The 24,250-nt window shown below is 68.6% G+C and carries 27 protein-coding genes; 7 read left to right on the plus strand and 20 right to left on the minus strand.

All coding sequences use genetic code 11. The features are described from left to right. Positions 1–52: 52 nt before the first annotated feature. The 5 genes from GGR12_RS13255 to GGR12_RS13275 form a co-directional block, all read right to left on the minus strand. Positions 53–958, minus strand: coding sequence for an EamA family transporter (locus GGR12_RS13255; protein ID WP_183204937.1), 906 nt, complete (start codon positions 956–958; stop codon positions 53–55). A gap of 91 nt (positions 959–1,049) precedes the next feature. After that, positions 1,050–1,529 carry a single-stranded DNA-binding protein gene (gene ssb, locus GGR12_RS13260; RefSeq protein WP_183204938.1) on the minus strand — a complete coding sequence of 160 codons (480 nt, stop codon included), beginning with the start codon at positions 1,527–1,529 and terminating at the stop codon, positions 1,050–1,052. Positions 1,530–1,722: 193 nt separating this feature from the next. Beyond that, positions 1,723–2,157, minus strand: coding sequence for a hypothetical protein (locus GGR12_RS13265; RefSeq protein WP_183204939.1), 435 nt, complete (start codon positions 2,155–2,157; stop codon positions 1,723–1,725). Then, positions 2,157–2,828, minus strand: coding sequence for a hypothetical protein (locus GGR12_RS13270; protein WP_183204940.1), 672 nt, complete (start codon positions 2,826–2,828; stop codon positions 2,157–2,159). The genes GGR12_RS13265 and GGR12_RS13270 overlap by 1 nt, the downstream gene beginning before the upstream one ends. Before the next feature lie 69 nt (positions 2,829–2,897). Beyond that, complete coding sequence (locus GGR12_RS13275; RefSeq protein ID WP_183204941.1) at positions 2,898–5,621, minus strand: NHL repeat-containing protein; 2,724 nt, start codon at positions 5,619–5,621, stop codon at positions 2,898–2,900. A 140-nt stretch (positions 5,622–5,761) separates the two neighbouring features. On the opposite strand from GGR12_RS13275, the gene GGR12_RS16750 reads away from it, so the two are divergent. Beyond that, positions 5,762–5,887, plus strand: coding sequence for a hypothetical protein (locus tag GGR12_RS16750; RefSeq protein WP_281378589.1), 126 nt, complete (start codon positions 5,762–5,764; stop codon positions 5,885–5,887). Positions 5,888–5,899: 12 nt separating this feature from the next. Here GGR12_RS16750 and GGR12_RS13280 read toward each other — a convergent pair whose 3' ends face one another. From GGR12_RS13280 to GGR12_RS13315, 8 genes are all read right to left on the minus strand, one after another. Continuing rightward, the gene (locus tag GGR12_RS13280) at positions 5,900–6,733 is read right to left on the minus strand and encodes a flagellin (RefSeq protein ID WP_183204942.1); all 834 of its coding nucleotides are present in this window, start codon (positions 6,731–6,733) and stop codon (positions 5,900–5,902) included. 131 nt (positions 6,734–6,864) lie between these two features. Beyond that, positions 6,865–7,152 (minus strand): hypothetical protein, encoded by a 288-nt coding sequence (locus GGR12_RS13285; RefSeq protein WP_183205857.1) that lies wholly within the window; start codon positions 7,150–7,152, stop codon positions 6,865–6,867. 91 nt (positions 7,153–7,243) lie between these two features. Continuing rightward, positions 7,244–8,077, minus strand: coding sequence for a flagellin (locus GGR12_RS13290; RefSeq protein ID WP_183204943.1), 834 nt, complete (start codon positions 8,075–8,077; stop codon positions 7,244–7,246). 291 nt (positions 8,078–8,368) lie between these two features. Beyond that, positions 8,369–8,740 (minus strand): M15 family metallopeptidase, encoded by a 372-nt coding sequence (locus GGR12_RS13295; protein ID WP_246328927.1) that lies wholly within the window; start codon positions 8,738–8,740, stop codon positions 8,369–8,371. Positions 8,741–8,751: 11 nt separating this feature from the next. Beyond that, positions 8,752–9,027, minus strand: a complete 276-nt coding sequence (locus GGR12_RS13300; RefSeq protein ID WP_343053257.1) for a hypothetical protein — start codon at positions 9,025–9,027, stop codon at positions 8,752–8,754. Continuing rightward, positions 9,024–9,185, minus strand: a complete 162-nt coding sequence (locus tag GGR12_RS13305; protein WP_183204945.1) for a hypothetical protein — start codon at positions 9,183–9,185, stop codon at positions 9,024–9,026. Before GGR12_RS13305 ends, GGR12_RS13300 begins: the two co-directional genes overlap by 4 nt. Positions 9,186–9,192: 7 nt before the next feature. Continuing rightward, positions 9,193–10,671, minus strand: a complete 1,479-nt coding sequence (locus GGR12_RS16755; protein WP_183204946.1) for a DUF2793 domain-containing protein — start codon at positions 10,669–10,671, stop codon at positions 9,193–9,195. A 143-nt stretch (positions 10,672–10,814) separates the two neighbouring features. Then, complete coding sequence (locus GGR12_RS13315; protein ID WP_183204947.1) at positions 10,815–11,294, minus strand: DUF4112 domain-containing protein; 480 nt, start codon at positions 11,292–11,294, stop codon at positions 10,815–10,817. A gap of 32 nt (positions 11,295–11,326) precedes the next feature. Here GGR12_RS13315 and GGR12_RS13320 point away from each other — a divergent pair, with 32 nt between their 5' ends. Beyond that, positions 11,327–12,310 carry an endonuclease/exonuclease/phosphatase family protein gene (locus tag GGR12_RS13320; protein WP_183204948.1) on the plus strand — a complete coding sequence of 328 codons (984 nt, stop codon included), beginning with the start codon at positions 11,327–11,329 and terminating at the stop codon, positions 12,308–12,310. Here the strand turns inward: GGR12_RS13320 and GGR12_RS13325 are convergent. From GGR12_RS13325 to GGR12_RS13350, 6 genes are read right to left on the minus strand one after another with little or no spacing between them, the layout of a single operon-like run. Next, a complete protein-coding gene (locus tag GGR12_RS13325) occupies positions 12,291–13,508 on the minus strand; it encodes a CCA tRNA nucleotidyltransferase (protein ID WP_183204949.1) in 1,218 nt (405 codons plus the stop codon). The genes GGR12_RS13320 and GGR12_RS13325 overlap by 20 nt on opposite strands. Then, positions 13,505–14,167: a CoA pyrophosphatase gene (locus GGR12_RS13330; RefSeq protein ID WP_183204950.1), complete on the minus strand. Its 663-nt coding sequence runs from the start codon at positions 14,165–14,167 to the stop codon at positions 13,505–13,507. Before GGR12_RS13330 ends, GGR12_RS13325 begins: the two co-directional genes overlap by 4 nt. Beyond that, positions 14,164–14,730, minus strand: coding sequence for a DUF1285 domain-containing protein (locus GGR12_RS13335; RefSeq protein WP_183204951.1), 567 nt, complete (start codon positions 14,728–14,730; stop codon positions 14,164–14,166). The genes GGR12_RS13330 and GGR12_RS13335 overlap by 4 nt, the downstream gene beginning before the upstream one ends. A 39-nt stretch (positions 14,731–14,769) precedes the next feature. Next, positions 14,770–15,258, minus strand: coding sequence for a GNAT family N-acetyltransferase (locus GGR12_RS13340; protein WP_183204952.1), 489 nt, complete (start codon positions 15,256–15,258; stop codon positions 14,770–14,772). A 34-nt stretch (positions 15,259–15,292) separates the two neighbouring features. After that, the gene (locus GGR12_RS13345) at positions 15,293–16,066 is read right to left on the minus strand and encodes an enoyl-CoA hydratase (RefSeq protein WP_183204953.1); all 774 of its coding nucleotides are present in this window, start codon (positions 16,064–16,066) and stop codon (positions 15,293–15,295) included. Next, positions 16,063–17,145, minus strand: coding sequence for an MBL fold metallo-hydrolase (locus tag GGR12_RS13350; protein WP_183204954.1), 1,083 nt, complete (start codon positions 17,143–17,145; stop codon positions 16,063–16,065). The genes GGR12_RS13345 and GGR12_RS13350 overlap by 4 nt, the downstream gene beginning before the upstream one ends. A 137-nt stretch (positions 17,146–17,282) precedes the next feature. Between GGR12_RS13350 and GGR12_RS13355 the strand changes: the two genes are divergently transcribed. The 5 genes from GGR12_RS13355 (at position 17,283) to GGR12_RS13375 (ending at position 21,716) form a co-directional block, all read left to right on the plus strand. Further along, positions 17,283–18,218, plus strand: a complete 936-nt coding sequence (locus GGR12_RS13355; protein ID WP_221212395.1) for a hypothetical protein — start codon at positions 17,283–17,285, stop codon at positions 18,216–18,218. Between the two features lie 108 nt (positions 18,219–18,326). Then, positions 18,327–19,124 (plus strand): exodeoxyribonuclease III, encoded by a 798-nt coding sequence (gene xth / locus GGR12_RS13360; RefSeq protein ID WP_183204955.1) that lies wholly within the window; start codon positions 18,327–18,329, stop codon positions 19,122–19,124. 12 nt (positions 19,125–19,136) lie between these two features. After that, a complete protein-coding gene (locus GGR12_RS13365; protein WP_343053301.1) occupies positions 19,137–19,643 on the plus strand; it encodes a hypothetical protein in 507 nt (168 codons plus the stop codon). Between the two features lie 78 nt (positions 19,644–19,721). Next, positions 19,722–20,627: a cobalamin biosynthesis protein CbiG gene (locus GGR12_RS13370; protein WP_183204957.1), complete on the plus strand. Its 906-nt coding sequence runs from the start codon at positions 19,722–19,724 to the stop codon at positions 20,625–20,627. Positions 20,628–21,461: 834 nt separating this feature from the next. Continuing rightward, positions 21,462–21,716 (plus strand): hypothetical protein, encoded by a 255-nt coding sequence (locus GGR12_RS13375; RefSeq protein WP_183204958.1) that lies wholly within the window; start codon positions 21,462–21,464, stop codon positions 21,714–21,716. A gap of 230 nt (positions 21,717–21,946) precedes the next feature. Here the strand turns inward: GGR12_RS13375 and glyS are convergent, their stop codons facing one another. Beyond that, complete coding sequence (glyS, locus tag GGR12_RS13380) at positions 21,947–24,247, minus strand: glycine--tRNA ligase subunit beta (RefSeq protein WP_183204959.1); 2,301 nt, start codon at positions 24,245–24,247, stop codon at positions 21,947–21,949. Positions 24,248–24,250 lie beyond the last annotated feature (3 nt).

Below are 24,250 nucleotides of genomic sequence, written 5' to 3' on the forward strand. Positions count from 1 at the left end.
CTGAAATCAGAATGCAAAGGCCTGGACGCACCCGCGTTCGGGCCTTTTTCTTTCAGGCCTTGGCTGCGCCCGCCCGCAGGCCCCGCTCCGCCAGGGCCACCACGGCCACCCCGCCCATGGTCAGCGCGGCCCCGGCCAGGATCTGCGGCGTCAGCACATCGCCCATGAAGCCCCAGCCGATCAGGATCGACACGACCGGCGTGGCCAGCAGATAGGGCGTCACCCGCCCCGCCTCGCGCTTCTGCACCAGCCAGAACACCAGGGTCGTCGCGATCACCGACGACACCAGCCCGGCCCAGAACACGCTGGCCCAGACCCAGCCGTCGGCCCTCTGCATCGCCTCCACCTGGCCATGCTCGAAAATGGCCGACGCAAAGCCCAGAGCCGGCAGAGCCACCAGGGCCAGAAGCCCCTGCATCTTCAACGGCGGGATCGAGGTGGTGCGCCGCGCGATCACCGTCGTCATCGCCCAGGCGCTGGCCGCGGCGATGCCCACCACGATGCCTTTCCAGTCCTCGATCGCGTGCGCATCCAGCGTCATCCATGCCACGCCCAGGAAGGCCACGCCCATCCCGATGAGCGCGAATTTCGACAGCCGCTCTCCCAGCAGCAGGAAGGCGAACAGGGCGGTGAACGGCACCCATAACTGCGCCGCCACCGACACCGGGCTGACGTCATGCGCCAGCCAGAACGCCAGATAGATCAGGCCATAGTGCAACGGACCGCCCAGTCCGACGATCAGCAGCAGGCTCTTCCAGTTCGGAAACGGCGGTCGCACGAACGGAACGAGGCAGGCCGCCGCGATGGCGAAGCGCAATGCGCCGGTCAGCAGGGGCGGCAGGGTTTCGGTCGCCAGCTTGGCGGCGGCGTTGTTCACGCCCCAGATCACGACCACCGCGACGATGGCGACGATCTCGGCGACGGATAACGGGCTGTGCGGCTTGTCGGGGCTGATCACACCCCCGGCCTAGCGCGGCATTCTGTCGGGCGCGAGGGCCGCGCCCGACACTTCACATTTCAGACTGTGGCCGGACCGGCCGGCCCGCCCATTAGAACGGGATGTCGTCGTTCAGGTCGTAGCTCTCGCGCGGGCCCGAGGGCTTGTTCGCGCCACCGGTCGAGAAGCCCGACGAATAATCGTCGTCGCCGCCGCGCGGGGTGCTCGCGCCGCCGCCGTCACGGCCGCCCAGCATGGTCAGCTGGCCGTTGAAGCGCTGGATCACGATCTCGGTCGAATACTTCTCGACGCCCTGCTGATCGGTCCATTTGCGGGTCTGCAGAGCGCCTTCGACGTAAACCGTCGAGCCCTTCTTCAGATAGTTCTCGGCCACCTTGACGATGTTGTCGTTGAAGATGACGACGCGGTGCCACTCCGTCTTTTCCTTGCGCTCGCCGGTGGCCTTGTCGCGCCACTGTTCCGACGTCGCCAGCGACAGGTTCGCGACCTTCTCGCCGTTATTGAGAGTGCGGATTTCCGGGTCCTTGCCCAGATTGCCGACCAGAATGACCTTGTTGACGCTGCCCGCCATCTCGAGCTCCTCTAAATATCTGGCCTGCCACGCGTTCGCGCTGTTTCGGGCCGTGTTTCCGTTGGCCTAGCGCGGATCGTCCCGGCTGAGGCCGATTAATTGTCAGCTGAACAGGCTTTCCCACAGCCTGACGCCCCTCCCGCCGGAACGCTATCCGAAAGCGGCTGAATGTTCCAGCTTTGTTCTGCGCGGTCTAGTTGGCGGGCGGAGCCGGCGCGGTCGGCGCGGTCGCCGGGCCGCCATCAACTTCCTGCTGGATCGCGCCAGGGATGGCCAGGCGGCCGTCGCCGGTTCGTGCCAGCGCCATGAAGCGCGACCCTTCCAGGGTCTGGCCGAACGAAACGCCCGCACGGTCGATGAAGATGAAGCGACCCTGATAGGCGCCGATGATCTCCCGGCGGGTGCCGCCCATACGAAGGAAGCGCTGGCGCATCTCTTCAAGGCGCGCCGCGCAGAACTCGATCTGCGGCTGGTTCTCGGCGACCACGTTGAACTTCGGCGCGGCGCCGTCCGGCCCCAGTTCGACGGCGTAGCAGACGCCCTGATTGAACGGGGCCTTGGTGCTCTGCTGACAGGCGCCAAGAGCCAGAACGCCGGCGCCGAACGCCAGAAGGATGGAGGTGCGCATCAACGGAGTCCCGGGAACTGGCAGCTACGGTCCTGCTCCGCCAGCGTGCGGAAGCGGTTGTTGTCGTTCGACTGCTCGACCCGGCGCGGCACCAGCCGGAGGGTCGTCTCGCCCCAACGACCATACAGGGCGTCGCCCGGACGCACGCAGGTGCCGGCGTAGAGGGCCTGAACGCACTGGTTCAGCGACATGTTCGGCGACAGCATCCGCCAGTCCGAGCCCGTATGGCGCAGGCACTGACCGCCGGCGGCCGCGGATTGCGTCGGCTGGGCCGGCTGGGTCGACTCGGCGTCTGCGGGCTGCGCCTCGGCCGCAGTCACTTCGACCGGCGGCGCCTCGGGCGGAGGCGCGAAGGAAGCGGTCGGAGCGGCGACCAGCGCCCCGGTTTCGTCAACGCCCACGTCGAGCGCATCGGTCGCCAGACCATTTCGGCGGGCGCAGTCGGCGAGGGTCGCCATGCCCACATACTGGCCATCGACGTAACAGCGCAGCTCACGCGTCGTATCCAGGCCGGGGGCGTCGGCGACATCGACCGTCAGGCCGCCCTGGGCCGCCGGCGGCGGAGCCGGCGTGCGATCCCGGCCACCCGAGACGACAAGGCCGATGATGACGGCGGCGAGGACAGCCACAGCGGCGCCGATCGCGATGAGGATGCGGTTGTCCCTGGGCATGAAAAGCTCGCGCGGATGGAGACCCCAATAACCCTGCCCGCCCCCACGCCGTCAACGGCCTTGGCTGACCTAGCCGCCAAGACGGGCGAGAGCAGCCTGATAGTTGGCCAGTTGGGCCGTCAGATAGGCCGGGGCCGTGCCGGTGATCGCCGGCGTGTTCGATTCCGGGGCCAGAGCACGGTAGGCGTCCCGCACGGCTTTCATGGCCGCCTGCAGTTTCTCGCCGGCGTTCTTCACAGCCGTGGCGTCCGACAGGTTCAGATTGGAAGGCAGACCGAGGCCGAACGTGCTCATGACATCATCGCCAGAGCTGCGGCCGATAAAGCCTTGCGAAAGGCCCAGCCCGGCCAGCGCGTCGCGACCGGTTTCGCCAGCGGTCAGGACCGCCCCCTTGATCCCGTCGCGCGCCATGATCGAAAGACGCTGGAAGCCGGTGCGCAGGGCCGTGGCGAGATCTCCTGGCTGGGCCTCCTTGGCGGACTCCGATGTGACCGTGACCTTCAGCTTCATGTTGGAAGCCTGCTCGATCTTGCGGGCCAGGGTCTGCAAGGTGTCCCGCGCTTCGATGGTGACCGCAACCGAGCGTCCGCCATCGGCCGGCGAAACATAGAACCGGTCGCCCACGCGCAAGGACGTCGCCGTGGTCAGCGCCCGCGACGGGCTCTGGTCGATTTCGCCCTGGGGAAGACCCAGCCGGTCCAGCACGCTGGCTCCGCCCGACGCCACCGCCAGAGTCAGCGGCGCCGCCTGTTCGCTGTCGCCATTCCAGTCGCGACGCCATTCGACAGCGCCGGTCGTGGGGTCGATGCGGGTCAGGTAGGCCTTGGTGGGATCAGTCGCCTTGGCGCCCTCGGGGCGGTCGGCGATGCCGGTCAGCCAGACCTTGCCGTTCTGGATCTTCACGTCCGCCGCGGTGTCGTCCCCTGCCCCGCCGATGTAGGTCAGCCGATCATCGACCGAGGCGGTCAGACTGTCGTCGATCACGGCCACGAAGGCGTCCTTGCCGCCATGGTGAGCCATGGTGATCGTTCCGATGCCCAGGGCGGCGTTGCGGGTGGTTCCGCTGATGACGACCTTGCCGTCGGCGACGGCGATACCGGCGACTTCGCCGCTGGCCTCCCCCAGGTCGCGCTTGGCGGCCAGCGTCGGCTTGCCCAGGGCGTCCAGCGTGAACTGGCGCACGACCAGGCGGCCGTCCTCGACGCCCGCGGAGTAAAGGTTGTTTCCGTCGACGGCGATCGCATCGACGGTGTCAGCGCCGGTGGTGCCGAACTGCGACGCGCCGACGGCGGTCGAAACGACGGGGGCGAACTGGTGCAACTGGCTTTCGCTGAAGGCCTGGACGTAGCCGTCCCATCCGCCGACGCCCACAGCCCCCGTGATCGCCGACTGGGCACGCCCCGCCACATACACCGTACCATTGGGACCGAAGCTGACCGAGGTCGCCTCGTCGGCCGCGCGGGCGCCACGGCGCTGGGTCCAGACCTCCTGGCCTTCCGCATTGAAGACGGTGACGAAGCTGTCGGCGACGCCGGCGACATCGCCGCTCTTGCCCGGCTCAAGCGCCCCGGTGACGGAGCCCGCCACGGCGACGCGCCCGTTCGCATCCACGGCGATCGCGTATCCGCTGGCGGTCGAGGCGGCGCCCAGGGCCTGGGTCATCACCACCCGGCCAGCTGAGTCCACCTTGATCAGCGCCACATCCTTCTGACCCTTGATGGGCTGGTTGCCCGGACCCGCGGTCAGATCCGCCACCATCCAAAGGGAGCCGTCGGGCCCGGTGGCGCTGGCCCGGACAGTCTCGACACCGTCCGGCAAGGCCGTCTGGGAGGCGCGGCCATCGACCCACTGGGTCTCGCCGACGCCCGCGACAGGAGGTGGCGCGGCGCCGCCCGTATCGCTCTGGAACTTAAGGACCTGCAGACCACCGGCCGTCCCGTTGTTCTGCACCACATAGACGCCGTCCGCGGTCTCCGCGGGCGTGAACTTCACGGTCTCGGTCGTTACGCCCCGCACGACGAGGGCGAACTGATCAGGCCCGGGCGGGAGAGTGACCGGCTTGCCGCCCACGGTGACCGTCTTCGGCTCGGGCTTGACCAGTTCGCGGCCGATCCGCGTCTCAATGCCCTGCGCTTCCAGCTTGCCGTTGATGTGGTCCAGGACGTTGGTCAGCGTCCGGGGCGTCGTGCCCATGTCCGCCAGATCGATGGCCACCGTCTTGGTGGTGTTGTCGCCGCGCTTGATCGTGATGTTGAACTCGACCTCGCCGGCGAAGGCGGGGCTGAGGGAGTCGGGCGAGCCCTCGTGGATCGGACCGGTGACGGAGATGGCGCTGTCCCGGGGCACGGCGGCGCTGGACTTGCTGCTCGAGGACGACGTGCCCTGCACCAGCCGAATTCCGTCCAGATCCGCGGACGGGAGCCATTTGCTGACCTCCGCCATGCCGACGGCGAAACGCTTGTTGAGCTGGGTCAGCTCAAGCGCGCCGACGCCCTTGGTGGCCGCCCTATTGGCCAGAACGTTCAGGGTCTCGAGCCCCTGATAGAGGGCGAACAGCTTCTTATAGTCGGCCGAAGCGCCCTTCACGTCCAGCTGGGCGGAGTCCTCGTTGATGAAGTCCCGGCCGCCGAGCGCCGCCCGCAGGAGAGCGCTCTGTTCCGGCGGCTTGGCCGAGCTCGACCAGGGCGGTGTCGGCTGCTTCTTCGACTGCGCCAGAGCGGCAGCCGTCGTCGAGGGCAGCGTCGAGGACGCGGTCCCGCCGAATAGCCCGAGAAGATAGCTGTTGTTGATCACGGCCGACTCCGAGCCCGCACTCTCGCAGCTCTGCCGTAACGAGCCCTTAACAGGCTTGGCCGGTGCGACAGCGGGCGCGACTCAGGGAACAATGATCCCCAGCGACCGTTAACGGCCCGCTGATTACGGAGGAGAAGCCAATGACTGCCTTCGTCAACGCCCTGAAATCGCTGCTTTCCCTGTATGGCGTCGGGCCGCGATCGTCTCTGCGTCGCCGGCCGGAGCCGGTGTCTATCAGCCATGCGGAACGGCGACGCCTGGCCTGACGGCCAGGCCGATCAGCCCTTGAACAGCGACAGGATGATCTGCGGCGCCTGATTGGCGATCGACAGCGATTGCGCGCCCAGCTGCTGCTGCACCTGCAGGGCCTGCAGTCGCGCGCTTTCCTTGGCGAGGTCCGCGTCGACCAGGTTGCCGATGCCGGACTCCAGGGTGTCCATCAGCTTGGTGACGAAGTTGTTGTGCGCCTCGATCTGCTTGGCCTGCGCGCCGATCTCGCCGAGAGCGGCGTTCAGCTGGGTGATCGAGTCGTCCAACTTATTCAGCGCCGTCGTCGCGCCGGTCAGGGTCAGGAGGCTGTCGGTCAGCGACAGCTCCATGATCGCGCCGCCGAGCGACAGGTTCTTGGCCGAGAGGGTCACGAACTGCGAGGCGTCGGCGTTGGCGAGGAATTTGATCCCCGTCGTCAGCGACCCGTTCAGGATGTTGCCGCCATCGAAGCTGGCGTTGTCCACGGCCGACTTGATCGCGCGCAGCAGGGCCTTGAAGTCGGCGTTCAGGAGTTCGCGAGACTGGGTCTTCAGCGAAGTGTCCTTCGCGGCGACCACCTTTTCCTTGAGCTGGTTCAGCAGGTCCGAGACTGATTCGCCGGCCGACATGGCGACGTCGGCGATCGAGGTCGCGCGGTCGAGGCTCTGCTTGACGGCTCCGAGGGCGCCCACGTCCGCCCGCTGCTGCTGGGCGATCGCCCAGATGGCGGCGTTGTCCTTGGCCCCCTGAACCTTCAGGCCCGTGGAGACACGGCTCTGCACATCCGACAGACGATTGTTCGTCGTGGTCAGGTTTTGCAGCGCGATTGCAGCGGAAGCATTGGTGTGGACGCTATTCGTCATCCGACTCAGCCCTTCGAGGTTTGGGGCAAGCTAGAGGGCGAACTGTGGACACATGGTTAACAGGCGCTAACCACGCAGCTTAACCGCGCGGATCGCTCCTGCGCGGCGGATAGATCGAATGCCGGGACGCGTCAGGCCTTGGTGTTGATCACCGAGCCGGCGCTGTAGTCCGGGGTCTGCATGAGGTCGACGACCTGTTCGCGGGGCAACTGCTTGACGACCTCGCCCGTCACCCGGTCCAGCGTCTTGTAGATGAACGAGCCGGCCTGGGGGCCTTCCTCGATCACAAGACGGTAGCGGGCGGCCAGATCGGCCTCCTGCTGGGCCCGTGAATCACGGAAATCGCCGCTGGATGCGGCGTTGTTGGCGGACGAGACGGGGGACGCGGTTACCAGAGCGATCTTTGCATTGTTGTGCATGGCTCCTTCCGACGGCGATCAGCCGTGGCTTCCTTTTTAGGGACTGGAACGGTCGGGCGGGATCCGCAGACCCCGCCCTTCCGGTCGATCCTTAGCGGAACAGTCCGAGCAGGATGGAGGTCGAGGAGTTGGCGATCGACAGCGCCTGCACACCCAGCTGTTGCTTGGTTTGCAGAGCCTGCAGTCGCGCGCTTTCCTTGGCCAGGTCGGCGTCGACCATGTTGCCGACACCGGCGTCGATGGTGTCTTGCAGCTTGCCGACGAAGGTCAGGTGCGTGCCGAACGACTTGGAGCCGGTGCCCAGGCGAGCCAGGGAGGCCGAGACCTTGTCGATCGAGGCGTTGACGAGACCCAGGGCCGTCGAGGCCAGCGTCGAGGTGCCGATGCTGGTCGTGGCGGTGACCGTCACGTTGGCGCCGCCCAGCGACAGGTTTTCACCCGCCACCTTGATGGTGGTGCCCGTCGTGTTGGCGAGAGCCTTGTAGCCGTTGGTGCCGGTCGAGTTGTCCAGCAGGTTCACGCCGTTGAACTTGGCGTTGGTCACGACCGTAGCGATCTGGTCGCGGATGGCCTTGAAGTCTTCGTTCAGGGCCGAACGAGCCGACGTGGTCAGGCTCTTGTCGGTCGCTGCGAGGGACTTTTCTTTCATTTGGACCAGCAGGTCGGAGACCGACTCGCCGGCGGACAGGGCGACATCCACGGCCGACTGGCCACGGTTGAGGCTGTCCTTGACGGCGTTCAGGGCGCCGATTTCAGCGCGCTGACCCTGGGCGATAGCCCAGATGGCGCCGTTGTCCTTGGCGGACGAGACGCTCTTGCCGGTGTTGATGCGGTTTTGAACCGTCTGCAGTTCCGAGTTGGTAACCGACAGGTTCTGGAGGGCGATCATTGCGCCCGCATTCGTGTTAACGCTGTTCAGCGCCATGACGATAATCCTTGTTTCAAGGTGTCCGACGCCATTTTGGCGGCCGGGAGCTTTTTGCTCGGGTTGGTTGCAGCAAGGACGGGACCACTCGCCAAACCGTCATGCCAGCTCGCCGACCATTGATTTTGCTACGTTAGTTCCTGTTAAGGACGCTGGTCGCCCGGCAGGAAATGCCGGGCGCACGGCAGATTCTGCCGGGTGGCCCTGCACTTTCTGCCGCACGGCCGGACCTGGGGTTCGAAAATTGGAGTGCACACAGTGCACACAGTGCAGTCAGGTCATTCGCGAACGTCAGGGAAACGCCTTCCGGTCGAGTTCGAAATGCGGACCGTCGCGCAGGGTCGGCCAATCGCCGCCCCAGACGATCGCCGTACCCTGTCGGGCCGCGGCCGCCTTGAAGGCCGCCGCGATGCGGGGATAGAGCGGCCAGTCCCATCGCACCTGACCATCGACCATGGCGGCTACGTCGACGGCGTGACCTGTCAGGTGCCTGGAGTTCTTCGTCCGACTGGCCCCCGCGCGGATCAGCGCCATTTGCCGCTCGCGGGTGCGCAGCCCTTCCGTGACCATGAAATCGACCGGCGTCAGGGAGGCCGCCTCCTTGACCAGGGCCACCAGCCGGGGATGGACCCCGGCCAGTCGTTTCAGGGAGCGTTCGGACAAGCGATATCCCATCAGCGCTCCTCCCGGCCCGGGCCTGACTTGAGCAGGGCGAGGCTGGCGATCAGCTGTTGGGCGGTCGGCGCCACGAGATAGAGGACGAGGATCAGCGCCAGCATGCCCATGAGCGCCTCGGCCAGGCGTGGGGCGGCATGGGGCGGCGTCGCGGCGATCAGTCTGTCGAGCAGGAGCCAGACAGCTCCGGTGCTGGCGAACACGTACAGTCGCCGCCACAGCCAGCGCCCCTCGGCCAGGGGCGGGATCGGTTCTACGGGGTCAGCTTCGGTCACAGATTTTCCTCCAGATCGTCGAGCCGCCGCTCATGTCGGCGCCAGCCGGGACCACCGGCTTCGAACAGTTCGTCTTTCGTCAGCCGGCGCGGGGCATCCCAGGCGTCGAGGTCCAGCAGTTCAGCTTCATCGCGGGTGCGGGCGAGGTTCCGGGTCATGGCCGCCTCAACCCAGCGCGATCAGCCAGGCGCAGCCCGCAGCGCCGGTTCCGCCGATCCCGCCCGCGCTGACGCCGGCCCCGCCGCCACCACCGCCCGCGCCTGACGACCCGCCGGCTCCCCCGCCATGTCCGACACCCGAAGCGACTGCTCCTCCGCCCCCGCCGCCCCCGCCTGCCCAGTGCAGGGACGGCTGCGGACACGCCGATCCTGGACCGCCCGCCGCACCGGAGCCGGCGGAACCTCCGACCGCTTTCACAGCGAGCACGCCGCCATCGCCGCCCGCCCCGCCGGCCCGCGCCACGCCCGCCGCATCGAGGCTGCCGCCCGCGCCCCCGCCTCCGGGAGCATCCGGCCGGTCGAAACTCTTGCCGGTGGCGCCCGCCGCCGAAATGCTGGATGCGCCGCCGCCGTTGGAATTGGGCACGCTGGCCCCCGCGGTCCCGGCCGTTCCGCCGGACGCGTTGCCAAGACCTCCACCGCCGCCACCCGTGGCGGAGAGCAAGGTGGTCGCACCGAGCAGGATCGCCGAGCCGCTGCCGCCGCCACCGGCGATCGCAGATCCGCCCGCGCCGCCCGCGCCGACCACCACCGTGAGCCCGGCGGTGAGGTTTTCCGCCGGCCACACGGCCCGGCTGACGCCACCCGCCCCTCCGCCGCCGCCGCCGTAGCGGGCGCCGGAAGCGCCGAACGCCCCCGCGCCTCCACCCCCGCCACCGCCGACCACCACAGCCTCGACCGACCGCGCCCATGCGGGCGGCGTCCATGAACCGTTGGCGGTCAGAACAGTGACTTCGCGGCGCACGGCGCCCTGGGGGAACGACACGCGGCCGCTGGCGCGATCAGCGGTGAATGCGTTGCGCCAGGTGGCGCCATCGGCGCTGACCTTCAGGATCAGATCGTCGCTACCGACCAGGCCCAGTTCGGCGCGACCGCCATAGTTCGACTGGAACAGCAGCGAGAGGACGTCTGACGCGCCTTCCTTGTTCAGGGTGAAGCGCAGGTCGCCGTCGCCGCCGTCCACCATGGGCAGGGCGGTCCAGAGCGCCTTGTTCAGCTTCGCGGCGAAGGGATTGTCGGCGTCCGCCGCCGTCCCCACGCCCAGCCGGTCCAGATCGGCTATCTCGCCCAGACAGGCGCCGAGCGGCGTCCATGCGTCGCCCTCGCGGACGATGAAGCTCCCCTCGTCGGCGACCCGGGCCAGCAGCCCCGATGGAGCGGCGACCACAGTCCAGCCGCCGGCCTCCGCCCTCAACAGATCGCCCGCCTCACAAGCCGCCCAGACTCCGCCGGTCGCGTCTGCAGGGAGGATATACAGGTCGCCGTCGGCGGGCGCCGCAGGCTGCGCCGTGGTGGACCGGCTCACCACCACAGTCTGGACGAGAGCATCCAGCCGGGTCAGCGCCTCGTTGAGGGTCACGTGCTTCTGCATCTGGCCCGCGGCCAGGTACGGCAGTTCCAGCCGTGCGGATTGTTCGTCGCTCATGGTTGATCTCCGTGATTGGTCGGAGATCAGTCTGTGCTGGCCGGTTACCCCGGCTGGTCGATGACGCTGACAGCAGTCAGAAGGTCAGTAAAATTAACGACCTGACCCGTTCGGATATCGCGGAAATACGAAAACGACCACCGTCAGTCGTGCAGGTAGACCAGGCGGCGAAGCTTTGGATTGCGGCGCACGACGTCGAGGTGGCTCTCGTGCTCGCCGGAGGCTTTCGCGTCCCGCTCGCTGGCCTCGACCCAGTGCGTGCTCTCGATATCCTTCTGCAGCGCCCTGGCTGCGAGAAGGTGCCCCGGGAAGATCACGTCAGCCACGCTGGGCACGAAGTCCAGGAAGGGAACCTCGCCCACCGTCGTCACGAGGGCCTCGATACCGAGGTAGCCCATCATGCGGGTGACTGTACCGGGCGAAGCCTTGGCCCGCGCCGCCTGCACGATCAGCCAGCCTGCCGCGCCGAGGGTATAGACGGTGCCGACGATCGGCACCCAGGTCAGCAGGCCGTCCATGCCGACGCCGAACGGTCCGACGCCCACTACGCGGTCGGACAGTTTCTTCACGCCCTCGACATTGGACCAGATTTTCTCGATATCGCCGATGGTCCGTCTGGCCATTCTCACCCTCCGAAGCGAGACAGTAACGCGCCATGACGACCGGCGTTCACCATGAAAGCAAGACTGCGCGTCCGCTCGCCCGGATCGCCTTCAGTCTGGTCGCGCTGGCGCTCGTCTGCGCGCCGCTGCCGATCGCGCTGGCCGCACTGAGCGGGAACGGGCACCGGTGGGCCGACATCCTCGCGCAGTTCACAGCCCCGGCTCTGATCGCATCCCTGATCCTGGCCGGCGGCTTCCTGCTGATCCGGCGCTGGCGCTGGGCGGCGGCGACGGGCGGCGTGATCGTGCTTCTGACGGTCGCCGTCTGGCCGCAGTGGTTTTCGGCGCCGGGCCGGGCGGAAGCGGGCGCGCCCGTGGTCCGGATGTACTCGGCCAACCTGTACTATCTGAACAACGACGTGGCCGCGATCCGCCGGTCCATCGAGGATGCGGACGCCGACATCGTGGTGTTGATCGAGCTGGGGCGTGAACCGGCCGGGCGCATCGACGAAATTCTGGAAGGCTATACCTACCGGGTCGCCTCGATGCGGCTGGACCAGACGCGCGGGCCGTCGCGTTCAGTGATCGCCTCGCGCTATCCGCTCGACGAGATACCCAGCCGGCCGAACGGCCTGCATTCGGTCGGGGCTGTCGCCAGCACGCCGCTGGGCCGCCTGAACGTCATCGGGGTGCACCTGACGCGGCCCTGGCCGTTCCAGTTCCAGTGGGGGCAGATCACCCAGACGATGGCGCTGGGCGACATCCGCCGGACCCTGACCGGCCCGGTCGTCGTGGCGGGCGATTTCAACAGCGTGTCCAGCGCCCGCATCGGTCGTCAGGTGAAGCGGGATATGAGCCTGTCTCCGGCGGGCGGGTTCCCGGGCACCTGGCCCAGCGCCCTGCCCTCGCCGTTCGGCGTGACGATCGATCAGGTGTGGCGTTCCGACGATCTGGCCTTCGTCAGCCGCAGACTGGGACGACCGACAGGATCGGACCACCGGCCCGTCGTGACGGAGTTCACCCGCGCTGCGGACTGACCAGGGCGGCCAGCCGTTCGGCGTGGCCCTCCGTCGGAAAATCATCCGACACCCAGCTGTCTTCGAAGGCCTTCAGCAGGCGGCCTGTCTCGGGTCCGGGATCAACGCCCAGGCGTGCGAGCTCGCGGCCGCCGACAGGCATCGACGGCGGCGCCCATTGTTCCGCGATGGCCAGAAGACGGCGTGCATCGTCCGCCCGGTCCGGCGCTTCCGCCCAACGACGCAGCACCCCGTCGGCCACCGCCCTCCCGCCGTGGCGGTAGACCGCGGCGCGAACGGCAGGATCGCCCATGGACAGATCCACGTCACGAGCCGCGATCGCCGCGTCCGCCAACCGATCCCGGGTGGCGTTGGCCAGACGCAGACGACGCGAGACTTCGACGATCAGTCGCTCGTCCGCCGGCAACAGCGACATCAGGCGAACGACCGGGTCGTCGCTCAGGGGCGCCATGGCCTCGAACAGGTCCAGTGGAACGGCTTCCGGCAGGGCCAGGCCGAGGACGCCGCTGTCCGACATGGCCCTGAGCGCAGGCCGGGGATCCGGGGCGGCGAGCAGCTTCATCAGCTCCTTCGACACCCGCTCGGCCGAGAGGCGGGTCATCCCCGGCGCCAGCGCCTCGCAGGCCGCCAGACCGGCCGCATCCATCTCGCCCCGGCCGTACCAGGCGAAGAAGCGGAAGAAGCGGAGAATGCGAAGGTAGTCCTCGCGGATACGGGTCTCCGGATCGCCGACAAAGACAATGCGGCCGGCGGCGGCGTCGCCCACGCCTTCGCCGGTCGGATCGAAGACGCGCCCTTCGGCGTCGGCGTAGAGGGCGTTGAGGCGGAAGTCCCGGCGTGCGGCGTCCTCGGCCCAGTTGTCCGTGAAGGCGACCGTGGCGTTGCGTCCGTCCGTGGTGACGTCGCGGCGCAGGGTGGTGATTTCGAATGGCGTCCGCTCGGCAACCGCGGTGACCGTACCGTGAGCGATGCCCGTCGGCACGGCCTTAAGATCGGCGGCGCGGATGGCGGCCTCCGTCTGGTCAGGCTTCAGGACGGTGGCGATGTCGATGTCGTCGATGGGCTTCCCCATCAGGGCGTTGCGGACACAGCCGCCGACGAAGCGGGCGCAACCGGGGCCGCCGGCGGCCTCCAGCGCCGCCATCACGGCGCGGGTGCTCGACGCCTGCAACCATGGCTGGCCGGTCAGCGCGGTCATGCAGCGTCCTCCCCCGCGGCGGCCAGCGGTTCGGCCTCATCGCCGTACAGCCGTGTGCGCAGACCGCGCAGGATGCCGGCTGTCGCGCCCCAGATGTAGCGCTCCTCCCATGGCATGGCCCAGAACCACCGGCGGGGTTGTCCCTCGCGGTCGTAGAAGTCCCGGCGGTGGTTGGCCGGGTCCATCAGGAAATCCCACGGCGTCTCGAAGACTTCGGCGACCTCGTCGGGCGCGGGCGTGGTGGAAGGCGGCTCGGCCAGCCAGCCGATGACCGGAGTGATCAGGAAGCCGGTGCCGGTCTCGTAGGAATCGCCCAGGCCCAGCACCTCGACAGCGGCGGGATCCAGCGCGACCTCCTCGAACGCTTCCCGCAGGGCCGCCTGTACGGCGGTCTCGCCGGGATCGAGCCGACCACCGGGGAAGGCGATCTGGCCGGTATGGCTGGCGAGGGTGTCGGCCCGCCGCGTCATCAGCACCGTGGCGCCGTCCGCGCGCGCAATGATGGGCACCAGCACGGCCGCGGCGCGCAGACTGCGCTCCGGCCGCTCGGCATCCGGATTCAGGTCGAAGTCCGAGCGCCGGGCGACGGCGTCGGGGCTCCACTCCCCGATCGGGATCAGATGTCCGGCCAGACGTTCCCGAAGTGTGGCGAGGCTCATTCGACGCCCGCTCCGGCCGGGCCGAGCGCGAATACGGCGCCGTTGGACCGGATGGTCAGGCGGCTGTCCTCCACCGCGGCGCTTTCCACCAGTTCGTAGAACACCGACCGGGCGATGCGGGCCCACAGGTCGGCGCGGACGCGAATGCGGGGCGCAGGCTCGCCGGTGGCGGCGTCGGTCTCGACCTCGACGGGAAAGTCCGGCCCGGCTTCGACGAGATCTCCGACGTCGGTGGTGAAAACCAGTGTCTCGCCGCGCCTCTCCACAGCGACGGCGCGGAACGGCAGGTCCTCGACCCGGATCGACAGCTTCTCGACCGGCGTCACGAGGCAGTACCCGTCCGGGTCCTTTCTCAGGACGGTGGAGAACAGCCGCACAAGTTCGGGCCGGCCGATGGGCGAGCCTTCGTGCATCCAGACGCCGTCGCGGCGGATCAGGATGTCGATGTCGCCGCAGTGATCCGGGTTCCACAGATGCACCGGCGGCAGGCCGCGCGCAGGCGACTGCGCCGCCGCCTCGGCGACGGCCGCCAGTCCGGTCTTGCTGTCGGCGGAGCGGGCCATGGTCCGAACGTAGGCGTCAGGCGCTCGGCCGCAACGATTCTATGCGGCGAGAACCGGTCCGGCGGCCTCACCGGCCCCCAGCCACATGACCCGGCGCTGATCGACCGGTCCGGGAAGGCGGGCGTCCGGGGCGGGGCGGAATCCGAAGCGGCTGAAATACGGGGGCTCCCCGACCAGCAGAACGCCCGTGTCACCGGCGTGGTCGAGGCAGGCCTGCACCAGGTCCGCGCCCATGCCGCCGCTGCGGCTCGCCGCATCCACGGCGATCGGGCCGAGGAACAGCGCCGGCGCGCCATCCACCGTGATCGTCCACAGCCGCACCGAGCCGATCACACGGCCCTCGGCGCGGATCAGGAATCCGGCCGCCACGTGAGCGTCTTCTCGCAGTCGCTCGGCGGTCTTGGCGAAGCGGCCGGGACCGAAGGCGTCCAGCACCAGCGCCTCGACGGCGGGCCCGTCGGCGGGCGTCTCGACCTCGACGCGCCAGGGGCGGACGTCGGGCTGTGCTGTGGCGGGCGCGTGAGTCATGGGCGGGCGCACCTAAGGCCCCCGCCCTGACGAATCAACCGGCTTTCGAGAAATCGGGCGCGCGTTTCTGGGTGAAGGCCATGAACGCCTCCATCGCCTCGGGGCTCTTCATCTGGCTGCCGAAGGCCACGGCCTCGCGCTGCATCAGGGCCCACAGGCGTTCCGCGTCGCGCATCAGGGCCTTGGTCTTGCGGATCGAGTTCGGTGCGCGCGCCGCCAGCTTCGCGGCCAGCTCCGCAGCGACGGCCTCGACCTGATCTGCAGGCACGGCCCGGTTCGCAAGACCCCAAGCAAGCGCCGTCCTGCCGTCGATGGGCTCACCGAGAGCGAAGACCTCGAACGCCCGCTGGTGCCCCAGCACCGCGGGCAGCAGCATCGACGAGGCGGCTTCCGGGGCGAGCGCCAGGTTGATGAAGGGCGCCGACAGCAAGGCGTCCTCGGCCACCACGACCATGTCGCAGTGGAGCAGCAGCGTCAGGCCGATGCCGACCGCCCGCCCGCGCACGGCGGCCACGGCGGGCTTGTCCAGGTCGGCCAGCGCCTTGAGGAAGCGGAACACCGACATGTCCAGCGGCTCGCCCGTCATCGAGCCGATGGCGATGAAGTCCGCGATATCGTTGCCCGCCGAGAAGCTGTCGCCTTCGCCCCGGAACACCAGCACGCGCACGGCGTCGTCGGTGCGGGCGCGTTCCGTGGCGTCCGACATGGCCGCGTACATGGCCTGGGTGATGGCGTTCTTCTTGTCGGGTCGCGCCAGCGTCACGGTCAGGACGCCGTTGCTGAGTTCGGTCTTGATGTGGTCGGTCATGCCGCCTCCCCTTGGGTCGAAGTCCACCAGTCGACGCCGTCCGCATCGCGTGTCCGGACGGCCCGCCCCTGGCGGAGCAGGTAGTTGAGATGCGCCACGCTTTCGCCGGTCGCCATGCCGCGCACGCCGTCGCCGACCGGGCGGGCGAACAGGGCGCCGAACACGTCGACGGCCCGTTTGGGCGTCTTCAGCGAACGCTCCAGCCGCTTCAGCGAGGTGACATGACCCCGGATCAGGGCGTCCAGACGCGTCTGCACGCCGCGGAACGGCTCGCCGTGCGACGGCAGGATCAGCACGTCGTCCGGAAACACCGTCTTCATCCGTTCCAGCGACGCCAGCCAGTCGCCCAGCGGATCGGCGTCGGCCTCGGTAGGCCACACCGATACGTTCGAGGATATCTTCGGCAGTATCTGGTCGCCGCCCAGCACCACGCCGTCGTCCTCACGCCAGAGACAGGCGTGTTCGGGGCTGTGGCCCTCGCCGACGACGACGCGCCAGTCGTGGCCGCCGATGGACAGACGGTCGCCTTCGCGCATCCGCACATAGCCGGCAGGCAGCGGATCGACGGCGCGTCCGAACTGTCCGAAATCCTTGCGATAGCGGGCGATCTGCGCCTCGTCCCAGCCCGCGGCGCGATAGAATTCCGCGCCGATCTCAGGCGCCGGCTGGCCGGTGTCCGCCAGCAGCATCCGCGCCGTGACGTATTCCAGCCGGGTCATGATCAGCGGCACGTCGAACCGCTCGCACAGCCAGCCCGCCAGGCCGATGTGGTCGGGATGCATGTGGGTGCAGATCATGCGGGTGACCGGACGGCCGCCCAAAGGACCGGCCAGCAGGGCGTCCCATTCGTCACGCGTGCCCGAGAGCGCCAGACCGCTGTCGACCAGGGCCCAGCCGTCGCCGTCCTCGATGGCGTAGACATTGATGTGATCCAGCGCCATCGGCATGGCCAGGCGCATCCACAGTACGCCAGGAGCGACCTCGACGGCTTCACCCGTGGCCGGCGGCCCGGCGAACGGATAGGTGAGCCCGCGCAGGCTGCCCGCTTCGGTATCTGCCGGGGTGACGCCGTCGGCCAAGTCCGTCTCCAATCGCAACTTAGGCAGTGATACGCCGAACCTCCCGCACACGTCCAGACTCGCCGTCGATGCGCCTTGACCCAGACACACAGGGTGGCCATGGGTGCCGACGACAATTTCCTTTGCGGAGTATCCCAGTGTCGAAAAGCAAGATGCTCGGCCTGATCGCCGTGGCCTTCGCCACCCTGTTCATGGCCGCCGAGCCCGCCCTGGCGGCGCAACCGCAGCAGACGCGCGGCGAGCCGGGCACCACCGGACCCCAGACCACCGAAGGCGGACAGGGACGCACGCGTCGCCAGCAACGCGGTCGCGCGCCGGCGCCGAACCCTGAACAACTGAAGGCGTCCGCCCAGGAGCAACTGACCGGCGCCAGCATCAACTGCCAGGTCACCGAGGCCGTCAGCCCCGGTCGCGTGGGCGAGGCCAATGTGTACGAGGCCGCCTGCGCCACGGGCCCGGGGTACATGATCCTGGCCTCGACGCCGCCGACGATCGTCAATTGCCTTGAGCTGGCCGGCACCGCCGCCATCGCCCGGTCGCGCGATCCGAACGCCGACGTCGGCCAGCAGTGCGTTCTGCCCGCCAACCAGAACGGCATGGCCGTGATCAGCGGCTGGGCCCGCGACGCCGGCATCACCTGCACGGTCGATGAGGCGGTCGCCATCGGCAAGAGCAACGCCAACAACATGATCTACGAAGTCGGCTGCGCCGGCGCGACCGGCTACTGGCTGGAGCAACTGGCAACCGGCTGGGATGTGAAGGACTGCTTCCAGGTCGCCTCGTCGGGCGCCACCTGCCGGTTCACCACCAACGATGAAATGAACGCCGTGCTGCAGGCCAAGCTGACCGGCACCGACGCCGCCGCCTGCAACGTCACCCAGACCCGCCTGATGGGCCAGAACGCCAACGGCAAGTTCTACGAGGTGAAGTGCGCCACCGACGGCGAGGGCTTCATCGCCCGCGTGAACAACGAAGGCGTGACCCAGCAGGTTTATCCGTGCGCCACCGCCCAGCGGATCGGCGGCGGTTGCACCCTGACGCCGGCTCCGGCCGCGGCGCCCGCCGCCGAGTAAGCGACGGACCATCGCCTGAAGACGACGCCCCGGGGGAAACTCCGGGGCGTTTTTCGTTGCGGCGATCACCGCTTCACAGAACGCCCCGACGCGCCGTAATCATGGGCGATGCGCATCGCCACCTGGAACGTGAACTCGGTCAACGCCCGCCTCCCCACCGTGCTGGCGTGGCTGGAGGCCGCCGCCCCCGACGTCGTCGGCTTCCAGGAGATCAAATGCCTGGACGAGAAATTCCCGCGGGAGGCCTTTGAGAGCCTGGGCTACAACGTCGAGATCCACGGGCAGAAGACCTACAACGGCGTCGCCCTGCTCTCGAAATACCCGATGTCCGAGGTCCGGCGCGATCTGCCGGGCGAGGACCAGTCGGGGGTAGAGGTCGACGGCGTCCATTCCCGCTACATCGAGGCGCTGATCGAATGCCCGCGGCCGGTGCGGGTCGGGTGCCTGTATCTGCCGAACGGCAACCCGGTGGAGAGCCCCAAGTTCGCCTACAAGCTGGGCTGGATGGAGCGGCTGCACGCCCACGCGCAGACGCTGCTGGCGCAGGAAGAGGCCTTCACCCTGTGCGGCGACTACAACGTCATCCCGACGCCGGAGGACGCCAAGAACCCGGCCGCCTGGGTCAATGACGCCCTGTACCAGCCGGAGAGCCGGGCCGCCTTCCGGGCGCTGAGGTACCTCGGCCTGTCGGACGCGAGCGAGCTGGGACATCAGCCGCCGGGGACTTACACCTTCTGGGACTACCAGGCCGGGGCCTGGCAGCGGGACCACGGCATCCGCATCGACTTCCACCTGCTGTCGCCCCAGGCGGCGGACCGGTTCCGGGGCGTGGAGACGCACCGCGACGCCCGCGACATGGACAAGCCGTCCGACCACGTGCCCGTGGTCGTCGAGCTGGAGGACTGAGCCTTGGGCGAGGTGTTCCGGGTCGTCCTGCTGGTGGCGCTGGCCGCTGCAGCCCTGACCACCGGGGCGCTGATGCTGGCGTGGTGGATGGAGCCGGTGCGGCGGATGAAGCGCGCGCTGCTGAAGTCGCTGGGCGCCGTTCCCGAGGCTGAAGCGCTGTCGCCGGCGGAAGGCCGCGCCGCCGGTCTCGACTTCGACGGGGCCCAGGTGGCGGTGCTGTGGAACCGCGGCGGCAACGGCCTGGTCTACGCCTTCGAGGAGATCGAGGGTGGCGAGGTCATCGTCGACGGCCATGTCGTGGCCCGGGTGCGCCGGGGCGAAACCCGCAAGTCGCTGGACATCATGGCCCCCGACGCCGAGCAGGTGGTGCTGCGGCTGATGTTCGCAGACGCCCGCAATCCCGAGTTCGAGCTGGCGCTGTGGGACGCCGCCCTGCCCGTCCAGACAAGCTCTCCGGGCGAAGCGATGCGGCTGGGCCGCCGCTGGCTGTCGCATCTTGAAGCGCTTCTCAAAGGCTAAGCCTTACGGCCCATTGCTGCGCCAGGGGCAGGAGGGCTAGAAGCGCCCATCCTTGTACCTGTACCGGAGCGACCCAACGTGGCCCGCCTGTTCGACGCCGTCATCATCGCCGACTGGACCGCCGCCGAGGGCAAGAAGCTGGGCGACCAGTCCGTGTGGATCGGCGTCGCCAAGCGCGACGTGCGATTCCGCCTGTACAGCGAGACCCACAATGTGGCGACGCGGGCCGAGGGCGAGGCGCTGCTGAACAAGCTGATCTCGGAACACCGCAAGCGCGGCGACCGGGTGCTGGTCGGCTTCGACTTCAACTTCGGCTACCCCGTCGGCACGGCCGAGCGGCTGAAGCTGACCGGCGCGCCGTGGTCGGCGATGTGGAAATTCCTCGCCGCCAACGTGGTCGACAAGGCCGACAACACCAACAACCGCTACCAGGTGGCGGCCAAGATGAACCGGCTGATGACCGACGAGGCCTGGCCGCTGTGGGGCGCGCCGGCCAAACAGGCGCAGCGCTGGCTGACCACGACCAAGCCGCCGGTCGGCGCGGGCGCCGACATCCCCGAGTTCCGGGCCACCGAGATCGCGGCCCGCAAGGGCAAGCTGCACCCGAAGTCGGTGTGGCAGATGCACGGCGCGGGCGCCGTGGGCGGCCAGACCATGACCGGGATCCCGGTCGTGCGCCGCCTGCTGGAGAGCCTGGGGCCGTCGGGCGCCGTGTGGCCGTTCGGCACGGGCTGGCGCGCGCTGGACGCCGCCGACGTCGAACCGCTGTCGGCCCTGGTCGTCGAGGTCTGGCCGTCGATGTTCGAGGGCGCGCCGAACCCCGGCGAGTTCAAGGACCAGGCCCAGGTGCGCCAGACCGCCGAGGCGCTGGCGAAGATGGACGAGGCCGGCGAACTGGCGAAGGCCTTCGCGCCGCCGAAGGGCGCCGACGAGGCGCTCATCGCCCAGGTCGAGCAGGAAGAAGGCTGGATCCTGGGGGCGTAAGCTCTCCGCAGGACTCGTTTTCAAAGACCGGGCACGCGGAAGCATCCTCCGGCGGGGGCCGCGGGAAGGTGGGGAAGGCGCGGGGCGTCCGGGCCTCGCCCGGTGCTTTGATAGTTTTACCGTTTCGACGAGGTGGACGCCCCGCGTGGTCGTTGGTTTCGCGCGCCCTCCGGCTGGCGGCCCTGTTAGAGCCTTGACGGATCTCCGCCGCCGCCGTTGCCGGAAGCGACGTGGGTGGGACATCGGCTGAGCCAGCGGTCCGCACCTTCGATGCGCGGCGAGCAAGCAGGCAGCATCCATCGCTGCCCGAAGAGGCCCCCCGGACTACCCTTCGCCCGGGCTTCATCGCTCGACCACACCCCGCCGTCGTCGAGGCGCTGGATCCGACGCCTTCCCCATCGACGGGATGGGAGGATTATGCGGCGGGCGGATACCTCGCTGCGTAGAGGGAATTTTGGTGGGGGAAGTCAGCGGGTTGGCGAAAACAATCCGGGAATAGCCGACGCTTTCTTCCTGCTATCGTCATCCTCCGGCGCCCGCAGGGCGACCGGGGGACCCAGCGGCGCCGGAGCGCAGCGAAGGCGAAACCTCAGCCGCCGGTGCGTGTGACAGGGTGGCTGCTACGCGCCGTCCGGCGGTTCGCGCTCCCGCGCGCCGCTGGGTCCCCCGGTCTCCCCTCGCATGCGCGAGGGTCGCCGGAGGATGACGATAGCAACAGGATGTGCCGGGGCGGTTGCACGTCACCACCTTGTGGTTGACATAATTCTCGCCCTACGCGAACCGTAGCGGGTCCCGGCGTGCATGGGGACGTCAGACCAGAACGGAGAATCGCCTGTGAAACTTCCTCGCGTCCTGATTGCCGCGGCCCTGGCCGTGTCGGTGGCCTCGGTCGCCACCAGCGCTTCGGCGCAGACCAACTATTTCGTCGGGCCGCAGGGCTACGGCTTCCAGTACACCTATTACATCGGCGGCCAGCTGGTCTCGACCCACTACCTCGGCTGCAACGGCTGGGAGTCGTGGGACGGTTACAACGGCTGGGCCGACCTGACGATGGGCGACTCCTACGACTACATCGAGTGGGAATGCTGATCACGGCATGACCGGCGGGACGGCGCGCGAAGGCGCGCCGTTTTTGCGTCAGCGGCCGCTCATCTCCCCATCGCAGATGGGGAGGGGGACCGCCGGAACGGCGGTGGAGGGGGCGTCGCCGGCGGATGTAATCAGAGCTCTACCGGCCCAGGCCGGCGTCGCCCCCTCCTGACCGCTGCGCGGTCTGTCCTCCCCATCGCCTTGAGGGGCGATGGAGAGGTGAAGGGGCTTTACCCCGCGATCTGGCCGAAGTCGGCGACGCGGCCCATGACGGCGCGGACCTGGCCGAGCAGTTTCAGGCGGTTGTCGCGTTCGGCGGGCACGTCCGAGTTGACCATCACCTTGTCGAAGAAGGCGTCCACCGGGGCGCGCAGGGCGGCGAGCGCCCGCATGGCGGCGGCGAAATCCTCGGTCTCCAGCGCCTGGTCCACGGCCGATTGGGCGGCGGCGGAGGCGAAGGCGAGCGCGGTCTCCTCGGCGGGCTGGTCAGCCATGCCGGTCTCGACCATGCCGGTCGGCAGCGGGCCCTTCTTCTCCTCGGCCTTGAGGATGTTGGAGGCGCGCTTGTAGCCGGCCAGCAGGTTGGCCCCGTCGTCGGTGGCGAGGAAGGCGTCCAGCGCCTCCACCCGGCGGACGATACGGACGAGGTCGTCGTCGCCCAGCGCGAAGACGGCGTCGACGAGGTCGTGGCGTTTGCCCTGGTCGCGCAGGAGGACTTTCAGGCGGTCGGCGAAGAAAGCGAGGAGGTTGGCCCTGATCTGGATTGGCGGATCGAACCAGCGATCTGCCACACCATTCAAGAAGCGTTCAGTCTCCACCCCATCAACACCGCTCCATTCGGCGCCGATAAAGACCAGCTTCGCGAAGTCCTCGAACTCGGACAGCGAAGTTGGGCTTCGAACGTGGCGGAAATCCCGCACGAACTCCGGCTTATCCGGAGCGCCGTCTTGATATCCTTCTTGTCGAACTTCGCTCACACCCAGCACTGAATAGTACTGGTTGTCCCAACGTTTGACGTGGTCCCAGATAACGCCGTCAATCAGCGACGATAGCTGTGCGCGGAGGCCATTCTCCAGCACCAGCCTGATCACCCCCAGCGCCGCACGGCGGAGCGCGAACGGGTCCTTCGAACCGGTCGGCTTCTCGTCGATGGCGAAGAAGCCGACGAGGGTGTCGAGCTTTTCGGCCAGAGAGACCGCCACGGTCAGCGGCGCGGTCGGGACGGAGTCGCCCGGGCCCTGCGGCTTGTAGTGGTCGCGGATGGCGTCGGCGATCGCGTCGGGTTGGCCCTCGGCGCGGGCGTAGTAGCCGCCCATGATCCCCTGCAGTTCCGGGAACTCGCCAACCATGCCCGAGGCAAGGTCAGCCTTGGCCAGCTTGGCTGCCGCAAAGGCCTGTTCGGGATCGATGTCCATCCCTTGCCCCTTCATCGTCCGGGCGATCTCGCGGGCCAAGGCGGCGATGCGGTCGACGCGCTCGGCCAGCGTGCCCAGCTTCGCATGGAAGGTGACGCCGGACAGCTTGTTCGACCAGGCCTCGAAGCCCGTCTTGCGGTCCTCGTCCCAGAAGAAGCGGGCGTCGTTCAGGCGGGCGGAGAGGACGCGGCTGTTGCCGGCGGCGAGGGCCTTGCCGCCGTCCGTAGCCTCGACGTTGGCGACGACGACGAAGTGGGGCGCCAGGCCGTGTTTCGCGGGATCGCGGACGGCGAAATACTTCTGGTGGACCTTCATCGACAGGCGGACGACCTCGGGCGGGAGGTCGAGGAACTGCGGGTCCATGTCGCCCAGGATCGGCGTCGGCCATTCGGCGAGGCCGGCGACCTCGTCCAGCAGGCCGTCGTCATCGACCAGGGCCAGGCCCTTGTCGGCGCAGACCTTTTGCGCGGCCTCGAGGATGCGCAGCTTGCGGTCGGCGACGTCGAGCAGGACGAACTGCTTCTCGAGATGGGCGCGGTAGTCCTCGAAATTCTTGACGGCGAAGGGCTGGCCGGAGCCGAGGAAGCGGTGGCCCTCGGTGGTGTCACCCGAGGCGATGCCGTCGATGTCGAAGGGCACGACGTGGCCGTCGAACAGGGCGACGATGCGCTTCAGCGGGCGCACCCAGCGCAGCGTGCCGGAACCCCAGCGCATCGACTTGGGCCAGGGGAAGGTGCGGACGATGGAGTCGACCATGCCCGGGATCAGGGCGGCGGTGGACTGGCCCTTCTGGCTGATGACGGCGAACAGCACGCCGTCGCGCTCGACCAGTTGGTCGCGGGTCAGGCCGGTCTTGCGCAGGAAGCCTTCCAGCGCCTGTTCCGGGGCCGAGGCCTTGGGCCCCTTGAGCTCTTCCTCACGGTCCGGCGTCGCGGCCGGCAGGCCCTCGACGACGAGGGTCAGGCGGCGCGGGCCGGCGAAGGTGATCAGAGAATCGTACGACAGGCCGGCGGCCTTGAGGCGCTCGGCGGCCATCCGCTCCAGATCGCGCGCGGCGCCCTGCTGCATGCGGGCGGGGATCTCTTCCGAGAACAGTTCGAGGAGGAGTTGGGGCATGGG

Origin of the sequence: Brevundimonas lenta (assembly GCF_014196335.1) — a bacterium.
Taxonomy (GTDB): domain Bacteria; phylum Pseudomonadota; class Alphaproteobacteria; order Caulobacterales; family Caulobacteraceae; genus Brevundimonas; species Brevundimonas lenta.